General features: G+C 71.9%; 13 protein-coding genes and 1 pseudogene. 6 read left to right on the top strand and 8 right to left on the bottom strand.

The window, feature by feature from the left end:
• Positions 1 to 123: 123 nt before the first annotated feature.
• Positions 124 to 1902 (bottom strand): annotated as a pseudogene (locus ACH4DX_RS19760) (AAA family ATPase); the annotation flags it as partial.
• A gap of 4 nt (positions 1903 to 1906) precedes the next feature.
• Entirely contained in the window at positions 1907 to 2239 is a 333-nt protein-coding gene (locus ACH4DX_RS19755) for a CU044_2847 family protein (RefSeq protein WP_398122344.1), read from the bottom strand.
• Positions 2240 to 2432: 193 nt separating this feature from the next.
• Here ACH4DX_RS19755 and ACH4DX_RS19750 point away from each other — a divergent pair, with 193 nt between their 5' ends.
• The gene (locus ACH4DX_RS19750) at positions 2433 to 3608 is read left to right on the top strand and encodes an ABC transporter permease (RefSeq protein WP_398156053.1); all 1176 of its coding nucleotides are present in this window, start codon (positions 2433 to 2435) and stop codon (positions 3606 to 3608) included.
• A gap of 133 nt (positions 3609 to 3741) precedes the next feature.
• The gene (locus tag ACH4DX_RS19745) at positions 3742 to 4908 is read left to right on the top strand and encodes an alpha/beta hydrolase (protein WP_398156052.1); all 1167 of its coding nucleotides are present in this window, start codon (positions 3742 to 3744) and stop codon (positions 4906 to 4908) included.
• A gap of 111 nt (positions 4909 to 5019) precedes the next feature.
• On the opposite strand, the gene ACH4DX_RS19740 is transcribed toward ACH4DX_RS19745, so the two are convergent.
• From ACH4DX_RS19740 to ACH4DX_RS19730, 3 genes are all read right to left on the bottom strand, one after another.
• Entirely contained in the window at positions 5020 to 5451 is a 432-nt protein-coding gene (locus ACH4DX_RS19740) for a PPOX class F420-dependent oxidoreductase (RefSeq protein WP_398156051.1), read from the bottom strand.
• Positions 5452 to 5511: 60 nt separating this feature from the next.
• Complete coding sequence (locus ACH4DX_RS19735) at positions 5512 to 6234, bottom strand: hypothetical protein (RefSeq protein WP_398156050.1); 723 nt, start codon at positions 6232 to 6234, stop codon at positions 5512 to 5514.
• A 515-nt stretch (positions 6235 to 6749) separates the two neighbouring features.
• Positions 6750 to 7304 carry a two-component system response regulator gene (locus tag ACH4DX_RS19730; RefSeq protein ID WP_398156049.1) on the bottom strand — a complete coding sequence of 185 codons (555 nt, stop codon included), beginning with the start codon at positions 7302 to 7304 and terminating at the stop codon, positions 6750 to 6752.
• A 332-nt stretch (positions 7305 to 7636) separates the two neighbouring features.
• Between ACH4DX_RS19730 and ACH4DX_RS19725 the strand changes: the two genes are divergently transcribed.
• Entirely contained in the window at positions 7637 to 8773 is a 1137-nt protein-coding gene (locus tag ACH4DX_RS19725; RefSeq protein ID WP_398156048.1) for a PQQ-dependent sugar dehydrogenase, read from the top strand.
• Between the two features lie 44 nt (positions 8774 to 8817).
• Here ACH4DX_RS19725 and ACH4DX_RS19720 read toward each other — a convergent pair whose 3' ends face one another.
• Both ACH4DX_RS19720 and ACH4DX_RS19715 read right to left on the bottom strand, forming a co-directional pair.
• A complete protein-coding gene (locus tag ACH4DX_RS19720) occupies positions 8818 to 9051 on the bottom strand; it encodes a helix-turn-helix domain-containing protein (RefSeq protein ID WP_398156047.1) in 234 nt (77 codons plus the stop codon).
• Positions 9051 to 9638 carry a DUF2975 domain-containing protein gene (locus tag ACH4DX_RS19715; protein ID WP_398156046.1) on the bottom strand — a complete coding sequence of 196 codons (588 nt, stop codon included), beginning with the start codon at positions 9636 to 9638 and terminating at the stop codon, positions 9051 to 9053. The genes ACH4DX_RS19720 and ACH4DX_RS19715 overlap by 1 nt, the downstream gene beginning before the upstream one ends.
• 404 nt (positions 9639 to 10042) lie before the next feature.
• Between ACH4DX_RS19715 and ACH4DX_RS19710 the strand changes: the two genes are divergently transcribed.
• Together ACH4DX_RS19710 and ACH4DX_RS19705 are read left to right on the top strand one after the other, a co-directional pair.
• Positions 10043 to 10450, top strand: a complete 408-nt coding sequence (locus tag ACH4DX_RS19710) for a hypothetical protein (protein ID WP_398156045.1) — start codon at positions 10043 to 10045, stop codon at positions 10448 to 10450.
• Positions 10451 to 10529: 79 nt separating this feature from the next.
• Positions 10530 to 11264 carry a DUF6292 family protein gene (locus tag ACH4DX_RS19705; RefSeq protein WP_398156044.1) on the top strand — a complete coding sequence of 245 codons (735 nt, stop codon included), beginning with the start codon at positions 10530 to 10532 and terminating at the stop codon, positions 11262 to 11264.
• A 116-nt stretch (positions 11265 to 11380) separates the two neighbouring features.
• Here the strand turns inward: ACH4DX_RS19705 and ACH4DX_RS19700 are convergent, their stop codons facing one another.
• Positions 11381 to 12739 carry an FG-GAP-like repeat-containing protein gene (locus ACH4DX_RS19700; RefSeq protein ID WP_398156043.1) on the bottom strand — a complete coding sequence of 453 codons (1359 nt, stop codon included), beginning with the start codon at positions 12737 to 12739 and terminating at the stop codon, positions 11381 to 11383.
• 471 nt (positions 12740 to 13210) lie between these two features.
• On the opposite strand from ACH4DX_RS19700, the gene ACH4DX_RS19695 reads away from it, so the two are divergent.
• Positions 13211 to 14854 (top strand): FG-GAP-like repeat-containing protein, encoded by a 1644-nt coding sequence (locus ACH4DX_RS19695; protein WP_398156042.1) that lies wholly within the window; start codon positions 13211 to 13213, stop codon positions 14852 to 14854.
• Positions 14855 to 14914: the final 60 nt, after the last annotated feature.

The raw sequence follows: 14914 nt of genomic DNA, 5'->3' as shown, positions 1-14914 counted from the left end.
CGCGCGCTCGCCCAGCCAGCGGTCGGCCTCCGCCAGGCGCGTCGCGGACAGCAGGTCCGCCTCCGTCGCGCGCTCCTCGACCACGGCGAGCCACTGCTGGAAGTCGGCGTCCTCCTCCACCCAGGCGGCGAGCCTCGCCCACTCCCGGATCAGCGCCTCGTGCGCGATCTCAGCGGTGTCGGGCCCGCCGCTGCCGAGGACCACGAGGCGCTGTTCGGGATCGGCGAGGAGCTGTGCGATGTACCAGTCCTTGCCGAGGTGCGCGCGGTGGACGGTGACACGGACGGCGCTGGTGGCTCCGCCGCGGGCACGGACCATGGACAGCAGGACCCGGCGGATCCGGGGCTCGTCCAGGTGCTGCGCCAGCAGGCTGTAGGCCTTCTCCGCGTGCTGGTTCAGCGCTCCCGAGACACCGCCGAGGCTTTGGTAGCTGTCGAAGCTGAGCCGCCGGTCGTGCTGGAGGGCCCACAGCTCCGTCAAGGTGAACTCCAGGAGCGGCAGGCTGCCCGCGGCCCTGCTCGCCTCGGCGGCAATGGCCTCGGCGAGCCCGGGCGTGAAGGTGACCCCGGCCACCGACGCCGGTTCGACGATCACCCGGATGAGGGCCGCCTCGTCCAGCGGGGACACGTTCAGCTGCCGGTCCTGGAGGCGGGGCCCGATGTCCGGCAGTTCGAGCAGGTCGGGCAGGAAGTCCGCCCGCAGGGTCGCGACGAGGCGGACCCCGGGGTCCTGTGCGACGTCCGCCGGCGGGAGCAGCCGCTCCAGGAACTCCAGCTGCTGCGCCCGGTCGGCGCTGCCGCTCAGGACCTCCTCGAACTGGTCGGCGATCAGCGCGAGGCGGCGCCCCGTGAGCACCCGCAGCCGGGAGGCGACCGTCCAGAAACCCTCCTCCCGCAGGGCGCGGGCCCGGTGCTCCAGCTCCTCCAGGCTGGGGGTCCGCCGCGGGTGCTCCAGTTCGAGGAGGGCGCGGGCCACGGCGTCGAAGGGGGACATCCCGGGCCGGAACGAGGCGACCGCCCACCCCTCCGTCGCGAGCTGGGGTTGCAGGCCCGCGGCCACGAGGGACGACTTGCCCACCCCCGAGGGCCCCGTCACCATCACGAGCGGCTGGGTCTTGACCATCGTCCGCAGCCGCTCCACCTCGCGCTCCCGGCCGACGAACACCCCCGCGAGCGCGTCCTCGGCGCTGAACGCCTGCAACCCCCGGTAGGGGCACGGCGGCAGCACACCCCGCCCCAGGGCCTCGGGCCAGGCGGCGGAGACCTCCGACAGCGGTACGGCGTACGCGTCATGGGCGGCGCCCTCACGGCTGGCGAGAGCGAGCATGCCGACGACGGCGTCACCCCACCGGTCCGTGATGATCACGGGCGATCCGCTGTACCCCGGCTGGGCCCGCAGCGCGGACTCGCTCTCCGCGTCGAGCTGCACGAGGCCACCGCCGACCGCGCCGCGCAGCACACAGGTGCTCCAGGCACCGTTGGCCTTCCTGGGGGGATTGCCCGGGTAGCCGAAGGCCTTGACCCGGGTGTCGCCGACCAGGCCCGTGCGGGCGTCGATGAGCCGGGCCGCGCCCGCGCTGACGGGCAGCGTGTCACCGCCGACGAGCACGAGCCCCGCCACGTCCCTGCCCAGGGCGCCGTCGCCGGGCGGCGGGTCCCAGGAGCCGATGCGGCAGTGCCGCAGCGGTGCTCCCTCCGCGTCGCCGAGCAGCACGAACTCCACCTGCACCCGGGCGTCGCCCGCAGGCCGCTCCACGCAGCCCTTCTGTCGCCCGATGGCCACATTGACCACATGGGCGCAGGTCACGATCTCCTTGTCACCGACGACGAAACCGACGCCGACCGGCGCACCCGTCGCCGTGTCGCGGACCTTGACGACGAATCCCTCGCGCTGCGCTCCCATCGGGTCAGGGGCGGTTCCACGTCAGCCGGACGGAGAAGTTCACTTCGGCCGTCCCCTTGGCGATGATCACACCCGTCTCACCGCCCATCTTCAGACCGAACTCCAGCTCCGCGGAGTCGGGTCCCAGCTCGCGCAGGGTGCCGGCGACCTTGGCCAGCGTCGGCTCGATCCGGCCGAGAGCCTCCTCCAGCGACACGCGTGCCCGCGCGACCACCCCGCCACCGGCCGCCAGATCGAGGTCGGTGGCGCCGGTGTCGACACCGCCGTCGACGTCGACCTCGAACACGGCGACCTCCTCCGTGCCGTCACCGAGCCGCATGGTCAACTGCTGTGGCACAGCTCATCCCCCCACCCAGGGCCGTACGCCCGAACGACGACTGCCGACGCCGTCCATCCTCGGGGAACGTGCCCGCGCCCCGCAGCCACATGGAGGGATCCACCGTGGCGGCGGAGGAATCGCGGGGAAGAATCACCTGGCCACCGACGCCTGCCCCGGCGGTTCCCGCACCGGGATGATCTAGCGTTGCGTTATGTCTGATATTCCCGGAAGTTCGCCCTCGTCTGACGCTTCGTCCGGCGCGGCGCCGGATGTGCCACCCGGCGCGTCGTCCGGCGGGGCCCACCCGCGGCCCCCGCACGGAGAACGACCCCCGCACGGAGAACACGGCCGGAAGCCCGGCTGGCCCCAGCGCTGGGCGGCCTTCAAGGAGTCACCGTTCCTGCCGGCCACCGTGCTGCTGTTCATCCTGGCCGCGGCCGCCGGTCTCTTCGCGGGCTCCTATACGTACGCCATGGCCAACCCCACCCCGCGCCAGGTGCCCACAGCGGTCGTCGGAGCGGGGCACGGCACGCGGGGCGAGGCCTTCCTGACCGGCATGGAGAAGGCGCTCGACGCCTCGGTGGAGGTCCACCGCTACGACACGGTGGGCGCCGCACGCGAGGCCGTCGAGCAGCAGGAGGTCTTCGCGATCCTCGACGCCCGCGAGGGCGAACGCATCCGCTTCGACGTCTCCGCCGCTTCCGGCGCCTCGGTGGCCGACCTGCTCGCCGAGACCGCGGCGAAGGTGGGCCGGACCCTGAAGGTCCCGGTGACCGTCACCGACCTCAACCCCCTGCAACCCGGGGACCCGCGGGGCCTGGCGATCTTCTACATCTCACTGGCCGCGGTGATCATCGGCTTCGTGGGCGCCATCCAGCTCAGTGTGCACGCCCGCGGGCTCAACCCCGCCGAGCGCATCGCGTTCACCCTCGCCTACGCCCTCCTCGGGGCCTTCGCCATCGCGGCCGTGGTCGACTGGTGGCTGGGCGCCCTCGATCTGCCGTTCGTCCAGTCCTGGCTCGTCCTGGCCCTCACCCTGTTCACCTCCGGCATGGTCTTCACCATGTTCAACACCCTGGTCGGGCGCTGGTCGATGATCCCGACATGGGGCCTGATGGTGCTCCTTGGCAACCCGTCGTCGGGCGGCGCCGTGTCCTGGCCGCTGCTGCCGTCCGCGCTCGGACACATCGGCCGCTGGCTGCCTCCGGGAGCCTCGGTCAACGCCCAGCACACGGCCGTGTACTTCAACGGCCACCAGCACCTCTTCCCCTACCTCGTGCTCGGCGGCTGGGCCCTGGTGGCGAGCACGGTGTTCTGGGTGTGGCGCCACCGCCACCCGGGAGGGCGGGAGAGCCGCCCGAGCCGCCCTGCCCACGCGGCGACCTGACGGACCGGCATAGGGTCACGAGGCAGGTGACCCACCGGGCGACCCGCCCGTGCCCGAGCCGTCGAGGAGAGCACAGCACATGACTGACCAGCCGTCGGGAAGGCTCCCGCGCCGTTCCATACTTCGCGCATCCGTGGTCGGGGCGACGGCGGTCGCCGCCGGTGTCACCGCGGGGACCGGGGCCGCACCGGCCGCCGCTTCCCCCGCAGGTGCCCCCGCCGCGCCCGCCAAAGCCCCCGTGGCGCTGCCCGCGCCCACGGGCCCGTACGCGGTCGGCACCCGGGCCTGCCACCTCGTCGACGACCGCCGTGACGACCCGTTCGCGCCCACCAGGACACCGCGCGAACTGATGGTCCAGGTCTGGTACGCGACCGCCGCGCCCCGCGGTGAGCGCGCCCCGTACCTCACGCCCGGCCTCGAACCGGTCGTCGAGCAGCGCTTCGAACTGCCCCCGGGCTCCCTCGGCCGGGTGCGCACCGACGCCTGGCGGGACGCCCCGGTGCACCCCCGCCTGCGTGCGGCGCCCGTGGTGTTCTTCGGCCCGGGCCGCCAGGACCCGGCGGCCACCGGCACGACCTTCGCCCAGGACCTCGCGAGCCACGGCTACGTCGTCGTCGCCGTGAACCACACCTATGACGGCCCGACCGAGTTCCCCGACGGGCGGGTCGTCCCGCAGAACCCCGGCACCGGCGATCCGGCGGTGCTCCGCAAGTACTCCGACGTGCGTGCCGCGGACCTCAGCTTCGTGCTCGACGTACTGACGGGGAAGCGCGCGACGCGGCTTCCCGCGGACATCATGAGGTCGGTACGGCGTGGTGGTGCCGGAGTGTTCGGCCACTCGCTCGGCGGTTCCGCGGCCGCCGAGGCGCTGCGCACCGATGCCCGGTTCACCGCGGGCGTGTGTCTGGACGGCGCGCTACAGACGGACGCGGTGCTCAGCGGCCTGCGGCAGCCCTTCCTGCTGTTCACCGAGCCCATGGAACTGCCGACGTGGACCGACTTCATGACCCACCACACGGCCTGGGGGCGCCGTATGGTCCTGGCGGGCGCACGGCACTACAGCTTCAACGACCTGGCGACCCTCGGCGTCGAGCTGAGGCTCGACGAGGTGTGGACCGCGGAGCGCTTCGCCAAGTTCTTCGGCACGGCCGAGGGGCGACGCGCGCACGCGGTCACGGGTGACTACGTGCGCGCCTTCTTCGACCACTGGCTGCGCGGCCGCACCACGACGTCACCGTCGCTCGACACCGCGGACGCCGCCTACCCCGAGGTCACCATCGGGTGGAGGGCCGGCAGCTGAACCCACGGGCTCCGGCCCTCCCCGCATGCGCCGTACGCGTACCCGTACATGTCTCACACGCCTACCCGTACATGTCTCGCACCGCGTACCCGTACACACATACGGGCTGGGTCAGCGGACCTTGCCGCCGTATACGTGGGTGACCGCCATCGTCATGAGCACCCTGCGGTCGGCGACCATCACCGCGCGGTACTCGTCCCAGTCGGGGTGCTCCCCGGCGGCGGCGCGGTAGTAGCGCACCAGGGCCTCGACCTCGGGGCCGTGCGGGTCGCTGCCGGGGCCGGTGAGGGTCGCCGTGCCCTCGGCCGTGGCCCAGGCCCAGCCGTCGGGCCTGGTGACTTCGAGGGTGGCCCGCGGGTCCCGGCGGAGGTTCACCGTCTTGGCCCGCCCCTCGGTCATCGACACCTGGATGACATCGGCCCCGCGGTCGTAGAAGGGGGTGACGGGGGAGAGCTGGGGGCGGCCGTCCGCCTTGATCGTCGCGAGCACACCGAGCCGGCTTTCGGCGAGCAGGGCGCGTGGGTCGAAGGGTGTGTCAGTCATGTCTGAAGCCAATGCTCGACGGACGCCCCCTATTCCGCAGGTGTCACCCTCGGCGGGACGTCACTCGCCCTGGCCGGCCTCGGACTTGGGCTGGACCTTGTCCTTGTCCTTGGCCTCGGGGGCGGCGGCCTCGTCCGGTGCCGTGTAGAAGACCGACGTGCCCTGCTTGGTGCGCTGGGCCCGGTTCTTGGCCACCAGGTTCTCGAGCGTGGTGCGCACGACCGTGGTCTTGATGCCACGCTCGGGGTGCGCCTTGCCGAGGTCGGTGGCGACCTCGGCCGCGGAGCGCGGTTCGGACTGCGCGGCGAGGTGACCGCGCACGAGGTCCACCAGGGTGGGCTCGGCGGCCTTGGCGGGCGCGGCCTTGGCGGTGGCGGGCTTGGCAGCGGCCTTGGCGGGCGCGGCGTCGGCTGGGGCCGTCTTGGCGGGCGCGGTCTTGCGGGTCTGCTTCTTGCCCGCCGGGCGCCGCGCGGCCGGTGTCTTCTTGGCCGCGGGCTGCTTCTTGGCCTTGCCGGACGTGGTGGATCCCTTGCCGCGGGGGGCGGGGATCACGGCGTCCTGAGGTGCCTGCTCCGACCCGGCGGGCGCGGACGGGGTGTCCAGCGCCTGGCCGATGTTGGTCAGCACCGTGTGGTCGTGCAGCAGGGCGCTCAGCTGCTCCTGGAGCGTGTCGATCTCCGTACGGATACGTTCCTGCTCCTTGATGTTGCGTTCGAGGTCGCTGGTGACCTGCGCGGCGTACTGTGATGCCAGTGCCGTGGCGGTGGTCGTGGATTCAGTCATAAGGTCGGCCCTTTCTCGGTTCTTCTTCGGCCTTGGCGGCGGACAGGGGGAACGCCCGCGACGCACCATGTTCATGTTTCGCATAACTGGTACGTGTGGCCGAGAATAGCTCTTGCTCAACACCCTGGCGTACCGATTGACCGTATGAGGTGGCCTTGCCCGGACGGTGAGCCAGACGGTCGGCAACAGCGGCTGCACTCATGGAAGTACCCACCTTGGCACAGGTGAGTGATGTGCGGGAGTCACCGGAGACCGTCGAATGCCGACCCCGACGTCGTGGGAAGCGGAGGTGTGAACTCGTCAGGAGGGAAAGGTTCTTGAGACCGAGGAGCACTCACGAGAGTGAACTTCGGCCCCGTTCACGGCGAACCGCCTCATGGTGGAGAGGCATTGGGCGCAAAGACGGAAGGTGACTATGACTCGCTGCCTTCACGCCCGCACGGAAGACCTTCACAGGAAAACCCCGTGGGAGCACAATCCCCGGGCAGCCCTTCGCGGCAGGCACCGGGGAGCACTCAACCGCGACCCTGACCACCCGGCAGGGCTCCGGCGCCGGAGGGGCCCGCGGTGCCGGAGTGGCGGGCGTGGACGTAGAGCTCGGCCAGAGCGCGGACATGGGTGCGCAGTGACCACGGGTCTATGGGCTTGAGGAGGAACCCGCCCACGCCGAGGCGGTAGGCCCGCTCGGCCACGGCGTCGTCACGCCCGACTCCGGTGACCAGGACCACGGGCAGCAGCCGCGTGTGCTCGAGGCGGCGCAGATACGTCACGGTCTCCAGCCCGTCCATGCCGGGCAGGAGCAGGTCCATCACCACCACGGCGATCTTCTCGCGCAGCACGCAGCGCAGTGCCTGCTCGCCGCTGCCCGCCCGGAACATCCGCCGCCCCAGCGGGGTCAGGGCCTGCTCCAGGGCGAACAGGTTGTCCTCGTGGTCGTCCACGAGCAGCAGGCCGTAGTCCCCGTCGGCGCCCGGTGCGACGGGTTCGGGCGGGGACGCGGGGCGCGCTGCCGGTAGCACCCGCGCGGAGGGCGGTTCGGCGGGCCAGGCGACGTTCAGCGGCTCACTCATGGAACCCCTCGGACTCGATGGTTCACTGCGGCCGCCTGCCTGACCGTGCGCGTCCAGTCTATCGGTCACCGACGCGCCACGACAGAGTGGCCGGGAGGCGCGGGTGCCGAAGGGCATCCGGTGGCTGGAAGTGCCCGCACGGGGCGTACCTGCCCGGGTGGTTGGTTGAAGTCATGGTCTATACCAGGCATGTGTGTCCCAGTATTCTCATCCGCAGCCAGTAGCACACCGTCCCCCCACCCAGGTTGCGTGCCGGCACGGACGACACCCCCTTCACCTCTGTCCCGAGCAGCCGGGTGACCTTCCCCTTCGCCGCCTCCAGGAGGATCACGGTGAACGTTCGCACCAGAAGCTCGGCGATCATAGGCGCCCTGTGCCTCACTGCTTCCCTCGCCCTGACCACGGCGTCGGCCGACGAGTCCGCCGCCCCACGGCAGACTCCGAAGGTCCAGCTGACGAAGGTGGCCACGGCCAAGAACCCCATCGCGGGCACCGCGGGCCCCGGCGGCACCGTCTGGATCGCCGAACGCGCGGGCACCGTACGCGTGTTGAGCCCGCGCGGCCTCAGTGATCCCGTCATCGACATCTCCGCCGAGACCACCACCGACGGCGAGCGCGGCCTGCTGGGCCTCGCGTTCGACAAGAAGTTCGCGCACGTGTACCTCTCCTTCACCGACCTCGAGGGCACCAGCACCATCGACGAGTTCGCCGTACGGCACGGCAGAATCCGGCCGGAGAGCCGGCGCACCGTGCTCACCCAGACGCAGCCCTACTCGAACCACAACGGCGGCGACATCAAGTTCGGCCCCGACGGCTACCTCTACATCGCGTTCGGCGACGGCGGCGCGGGCGGTGACCCGCACGGCTATGGGCAGAACCTCGACACGCTGCTGGGCAAACTGCTGCGGATCGACCCGAGGGGCGGCAAGCCGTACGCGATCCCGAAGGACAACCCGTTCGTGGGCGACCCGAAGGCCAGGGACGAGATCTGGTCGTACGGGCTGCGCAATCCGTGGCGGTTCTCGTTCGACGCGGGCACCGGCGACCTGCTGCTCGGGGACGTCGGCCAGAGCGCGTGGGAGGAGATCGACTGGGCCCCGGCCAGGAGCAAGGGCGGTGAGAACTACGGCTGGTCCCAGATGGAGGGCACCCATCCCTTCCGTGGCGGCACGGAACCCGCGAACCATGTGCCGCCGGTGTACGAGTACGACCGCAACGGCCTCGGCTGCTCGGTGACCGGCGGATACGTCTACCGGGGCAAGGCCGTCCCGGCCCTGCGGGGCCAGTACGTGTACAGCGACTACTGCGACGGCACCGTCCGCGCCCTGCGGATGAAGGACGGCAAGGTGACGGGCGTCAGCGACCTCCAGGTCAACGGCGGCGAGGTCGTCTCGTTCATCCAGGGCCCGCGGAACGAGCTGTACGTCCTCGACATAGGCGGCAGCGTCCACCGCATCGACCCGGCGTGACGCCGGTCGGCTGACGCGGCCCGCCGCCCCGCCGGACCGGCCGGTCAGGCGGGGTCGGCGGGGTCGTGGGTGATGAGGTCTCCCGGCTGGCACCGGAGGACGTCACAGATCCTCGACAGGGTGGAGAACCGGATGGCCCTGGCTCGCCCGTTCTTCAGCACGGACAGGTTGACCACGGTGATGCCCACCCGCTCGGACAGTTCGGTGAGCGTCATGCCGCGCTCCGCGAGGACCCGGTCGAGGTGGATCCGGATCGAGTGGAGTTCCTCGTCGGGCATCAGATGGTCCCTTCGAGGTCCTCTCGCATGCGTACGCCCTGACGCATGATCTTCCCCATGACCACGGCGGCGAGACCGGCGAGGATGAGCACCTGCGGCCCGGTGAACGTCGGCCCGGACCCCACGGTGGGCGCCATGCTGTCGACGAGCCAGGAGTGCGACCAGCCGGCCGCGAGGCCGGCCAGCGGGGTGCCCACGGCGACGAACCAGCCGAGCACCGTCAGCCGCTGAGACACCGCGTCGGTGAACGGACCCCGCAGCAGGACGGTGTCGAGCAGCCGGGAGAACAGCAGCAGGGCGAGGCAGGCGAAGAGGAGCCAGGGCAGTTCGCCGCCGAGGTCGGCTGCCCGCTGCCCCATCGAGGGATCGTCCCGGCAGAGGCGGGTGGTGCTGCTCGATGCCTGCACGCCCGCGGCGACCGGCAGGCTGTCGGGGGCCAGTGCGGCGTTCGCCCAGAAGCCCGTCCGCGCGCAGATCGCCCCGTCGTCGAGCACACGCATGGCCCCCTTGCCGAGGAACGCGAGGCCACAGACCATCGCCAATGCAAAGGTGACCGAGGCCAGGATCCGTATGAGACGTGTGTTCACCGCGCGCCTTCCTATCGTTTTTCGATATGTCCGAGCGTAGTGCGCCCTATCGATAATCGACAATTCCGCAGCTGTCGGCGCGGCCGTCGCGGAAGGTGTCCGGTGGCGCGACCGCACGGGTTCCCGGCCCTGTCGGCTGGTTTCTGGGTGCTTCCTGGGTGCTGCCGCGTTCCACCCGGTCGTTCCAGATTGCTGCCATTTCCCCTGCTCAAGTGGTGCCTTGTCGTTCCAGCGTCCCGAACTGCCCGGCTTTCTTGGCGGCTGGGAGGGGGCGCGCCGCAGGCTGGAACCGTGCTCGTCCGAGAGATCCCCACGCCCCGTACCCAGAACGCCACTTGATGCGGCGCGGCGAGAGGGCCGGACTTGAAGCACGGCCGAGCAGCAAGGAGACAAGGAGTTCGCAGATGCTTCGCAAGCGTTCACGTCTGATCGCGGCGCCGGTCGCGGCCGTCGCCCTGCCCCTGACCGCCGCCGGATACCAGGCAAGCGCGTCCGGCTCGCCGGCCGCGGACGGCGGGGAGCGGTTCGGCAAGGCAGCCGCGGTGACCCCGTGCCTGGCCGGTGCGACCACGCTGGTCGGCGACCTCGACGGTGACGGCCGCCCGGACAAGATCACGAACCCCGACCTCGCGATCCTCAACAACGACGGTGACGGCGTGTGGGAACGGGCCGTGCGCCCGACCGAGCCGGGCAGCGGCTCCGGGAAGTACAGCTACGAGGTGCAGCAGCGGTACGGCGCGAGCGGCACCCCCGCCCAGCCGCCGTCGATGCCCACCAGCGGGTGGAAGCACTTCTACAAGCCCTGCTCCTGATCACGGCCGGGCGCCGCAGGACCACCGGCGGCGCCCGGCGCGGCCCCGGGCCGCACCCACCACCGACCGGGAGCAAGGGATGATCTGCGCCGAACGCCGCAAGCACACCAGGAACAGCGACGAGCCGACCCCCGCCACGGACACCGGCGAGGACACTGTTATCGGCGCGGACGCCGACGCCTGCCGTGACAGCCGCCCTTGGGACGGGCCCGTACAGGTGGCCGCACTGCTCGACGACGATCCGGCGGTGACACCCGAGGCGGTCCGGGAGCGCATCGGCGTCTCCCGCGACGCTGCCGCAAGGGTCCTGGCGCGGCTGCGCGGCGAGCACATCGCCGACCTGCTCCAGACGGAACCCACCCTGAGCCCGCAGGAGGCGGCCACGCGCCTCGGCTACCCGGCGGCGGCGCGGCGCACGGCCCTGGTCAGCGCGGCGACCGAGGTGCGCACCCGGCGGATCCGGCCGTACCTGCGGCGCGTCACCGACGTCCTGGTGGACGCCGGCCTCGCCGTGGAACAGGACATCCGCGTACAGCGCCTGGACGGCGACGTGCTCGCCGCGGCCGTCCTCCTGGACGGCTCCGGCACGCCCGCCCTGGTGTGGGACGAACGCTACGGATGGCGGACGGCCGTCAGCGAGCGGCATCCGATCGGCGCGGAGACCGGCACCCCGCCGACGGGCGACGGCATCCGCTACCTCAGCGAGGACCGGCGCCCCGACCCCGCCGAACTGCTCGCCGCCCTCACCGACCGCAGACGGGGTTCCCGGCAGCCCAGGACCCTGCACCCGAGCTCCGCGGGCCGGTTCGGCTGAGCGGGACGGCCGCGGCGGCGTCGACGACGAGCAGGCCGAGGGCGCGCGGTGCCAGCCGGTCACGCAGTGCCGCGATCTGCTCGGGCTCCCCCTCCCGTCCCGTGCCGCGGGCTCGGTCAGATGGTGCCCATCGGGGTCCCGCCGTCGAAGCGGTCGCCCAGGTTCGTGCGGCCGCTGATCGCGCCGTCGGCGCCCTGGACGACGAGGTCGGCCTTCACGTCCCCCAGCACCTGGGCGAAGTGCAGCCGTCCTTGCCCCGGCATGCCGAGGTAGTCGGACCAGTTGTTGCTCCAGGGTGTTCCGCCGTCGAAGTGGTTGCCTTTGTTGGTGCGGACGCTGACTTCGCCGTCGGTGCCGTGGACGATGAGGTCGGCTTTGGCGTCGCCGTTCATGTCGGCGAAGTAGAGGCGTCCTTGTCCTGGGTGGCCGAGGTAGTTGGACCAGCTCCTGCTCCACGGTGTTCCGCCGTCGAAGTGGTTGCCTTTGTTGGTGCGGACGCTGACTTCGCCGTCGGTGCCGTGGACGATGAGGTCGGCTTTGGCGTCGCCGTTCATGTCGGCGAAGTAGAGGCGTCCTTGTCCTGGGTGGCCGAGGTAGTTGGACCAGCTCCTGCTCCAGGGTGTTCCGCCGTCGAAGTGGTTGCCCTTGTTGGTGCGGACGCTGACTTCGCCGTCGGTGCCGTGGACGATGAGGTCGGCCCTGCCGTCGCCGGTCACGTCGGCGAAGTACAGGCGCCCCTGCCCCGGCATGCCGAGGTAGTTGGACCAACTCCTGCTCCACGGCGTCCCGCTGTCGAAACGGCTGCCGAGATTCCGCTGGACGGAGACGACGCCCTCGGTCCCCAGGACGACGAGGTCGGCCCTGGCGTCGCCGTCGACATCGGCAGCCGTCACCACCGGCGCCCGCGGGCCCTCCGCCGGATCGTTGCCCGTCTGCGGCTGACGCTGGCGGAAGGCGGTGCCCGTGCGGCCGTGGCAGTCGGTCAGCCCGAGCGGCGCCCCGTGCGCGTGCGAAGCCCCGGCCACCTCCAGGCACTTGGCAGGCGTACCCACCGACGGCTGGACCCACGCGTACGTGCCCCGGTCCTCGAAGCGGAAGTCCGCGCCCTCCTGCCCGCCGCACTCGGCCTGCCGCGCCCGCACCACCCCGGAAACGTCCCCCAGCTCCAGGCACAGGCCGCTCAGCGCGTTCACCACGTTCACGGCCCCGCCGCCCGAAGCGGCAGGGCGCAACGTCCACAGGGCGCCCGCCTGCCCGGCACACTCGGCCTGGACGACCGGGGCACCGGGAAGCTGCGACGAGCCGTCGACCGCCACGCACTTGCCGCTGTGCACGGCGATGATGTTGATGGCGGAGGGCGCCGCGGCCACCGCCCGGCCCACCGGCGCCACCGCCACCACGCCCACCCCCACCGCCGAGGCCGCCAGCAGCCCCAGCCATCTCCCGTACCGCCGTAACGGCCCGCACACCGCCATGAAGCACCTCCGAAGCCACCCGAACCAACCCCGCCCCTGCTGGCGGGGCCGGGGGAATTGAAGCACCCCACGAGGTGGACGGCGCCCGGCCTCAGGACGGCTTCGAGTGCCCCTCCGGCGAGCCGGAGCCGCCAGATGGGTACGTCGCTCGACGCCGGGAGCATCACCGGGAACCAGGGGGCAGCCCGACGTGTCAGCCGCGTATCAGTGACGAGTGCCAGGGTCGGCCCTCGCTGTGCAGCCGGAGCGGGGAAGAGGGGGCTGGTCGTCATGAGGGTCGGTGGTCGAAGAGGGTCGGCAACGGGAGCCGGGCGTGCCTACGGAGGGAAGGCCCCGGGGCGCTGGTGTGTGGTCCTGGCGCTGGGCGTGCTGCCGATGTTGGCCGCGGTTCCGGCACCGGCCGCCCCGGGCACAGGCGTTACGGCCGGAGGGGGTGCGGCCAGGGGGACCGCGACTACGGGGACCGCGGCCATGGGGACTGCCGTCACGGGGACCGCCGCCACAGGGACCGCGTCCGCGAGGACCGCGTCCACGAGGACCGCGCCCCTGGGAGCCGCGTCCACGAGGGCCGCCTCGGCGGGAGCCGCCGCCCTCCGCACCTCGGCGGCCGGCCCGCGCGGCGTGGACACCCCGATCAACATCCTCAACGTGGGCAGCGGCAGGTGCGTGGAGGTCGCGGCATCCTCGACGGTCGACGGAGCACCCGCCCAGCAGGGCGACTGCGCGGGTCACCCCGGAGCGCGCTGGCTCATCCGGCCCTCGTCCGCGGGCGGCGGCGCGGTCCTGCTGGTGAACGCCCACAGCGGCAAGTGCCTGGCGGTGGAGACGCGGACGGTGCCGGGCAGGCCCGCGGGTCCACGGGTCGAGCAGTGGGGCTGCGCGGGCCACCCCGGGGTGAACTTCCTGCTGGACAGCAGGGAGGAGCACGCGTGGATCCGGACCACCCTGCCGCTGGCGGCCGCCCCCTGCCTGGAGGTGGAGAACGCCGCCACCCGCAGCGGTGCCCCGATCGTCCTCGCCGCCTGCGAGGAGCAGAAGGGCATCGCCTTCCGGCAGCGTCCGGACCGCGCCGGCAACGAGGTCCGGCAGGACGACCTGAACGCGCTGTACGGATACGACGACGGCGCCGTGACGCTCTTCAGGTTCGCGGCGAACCAGGCGGGCGGCTTCGAGGTGTCGGGCACCCCGTACCTCTCGCCCACCGGTACCTGGGACCTGCGGGAGAGCGGCCTCACCACGGGTGACTTCAACGGTGACGGCTACCGCGACACCGCCCTGTTCAAGGGCGCCGCGGACGGCTCGGCCGCGCTGCTCACCCTGCTCGGGCAGAAGGACGGCGGGTACGCGGCGCCGGTCAAGACGTGGGAGCGTCCGCCGGGCAACTGGTGGGGCAGCCAGACGAAGCTGACGGCAGGGGACTACGACGGGGACGGGCGCGACGAACTGGCCGCGTTCTACGGCTACTCCGACGGGTCGGTGTCCCTGTGGCGCTTCGAGACCACGGCGCAGGGCGGCTTCCTGTCGCCCACCGTCCAGTGGAGCGCGCCGAAGAACACCTGGCACTTCGACGAGAGCCACTTCGTCTCGGGCGACTACAACGCCGACGGACGGCAGGACGTCCTGCTCTTCAAGGGCACACGGGACGGCTCGGTGACCTTCTCCACCCTCCTCGGCACGGACGGCAGCGGCTTCTCGGCGCCGCACACCTCCTGGTCCAGGCCGCCGGGCAACTGGTGGGGCCACGAGGCGAAGCTGACGGCGGGGGACTACGACGGCGACGGGCGTGACGAGGTCGTCGCCTTCTACGGCTACGGGGACGGGTCGGTGTCCCTGTGGCGCTTCGCGGCGAACGCGCAGGGCGGCTTCGAGGTCCCGGCCGTGGTCTGGAAGGCACCCGCCGGCACCTGGACCTTCCGGCACAGCCACATCGTCTCCGGCGACTACGACGGCGACGGGCGGCAGGACATCGGCCTCTTCAAGGGGGAGAACGACGGGGTGGCGGCCCTGCTCACACTCCACGGCAAGGCCGAGGGCGGCTTCGGGAACCCGTTGAAGTCCTGGGAACGGCCTCCGGGTTCCTGGTACGGCGACCACGTGAAGTTCCCCGGTTCCTGACTCCCGGTTGCTGACTTCGGGTCCCTGACCCCCCGTTCCTGATCCCCGTTCCTGATCCCC

Source organism: Streptomyces sp. NPDC017940 (genome assembly GCF_044328435.1).
Lineage (GTDB): Bacteria > Actinomycetota > Actinomycetes > Streptomycetales > Streptomycetaceae > Streptomyces.
This window is presented reverse-complemented; position numbering and strand designations above follow the sequence as displayed.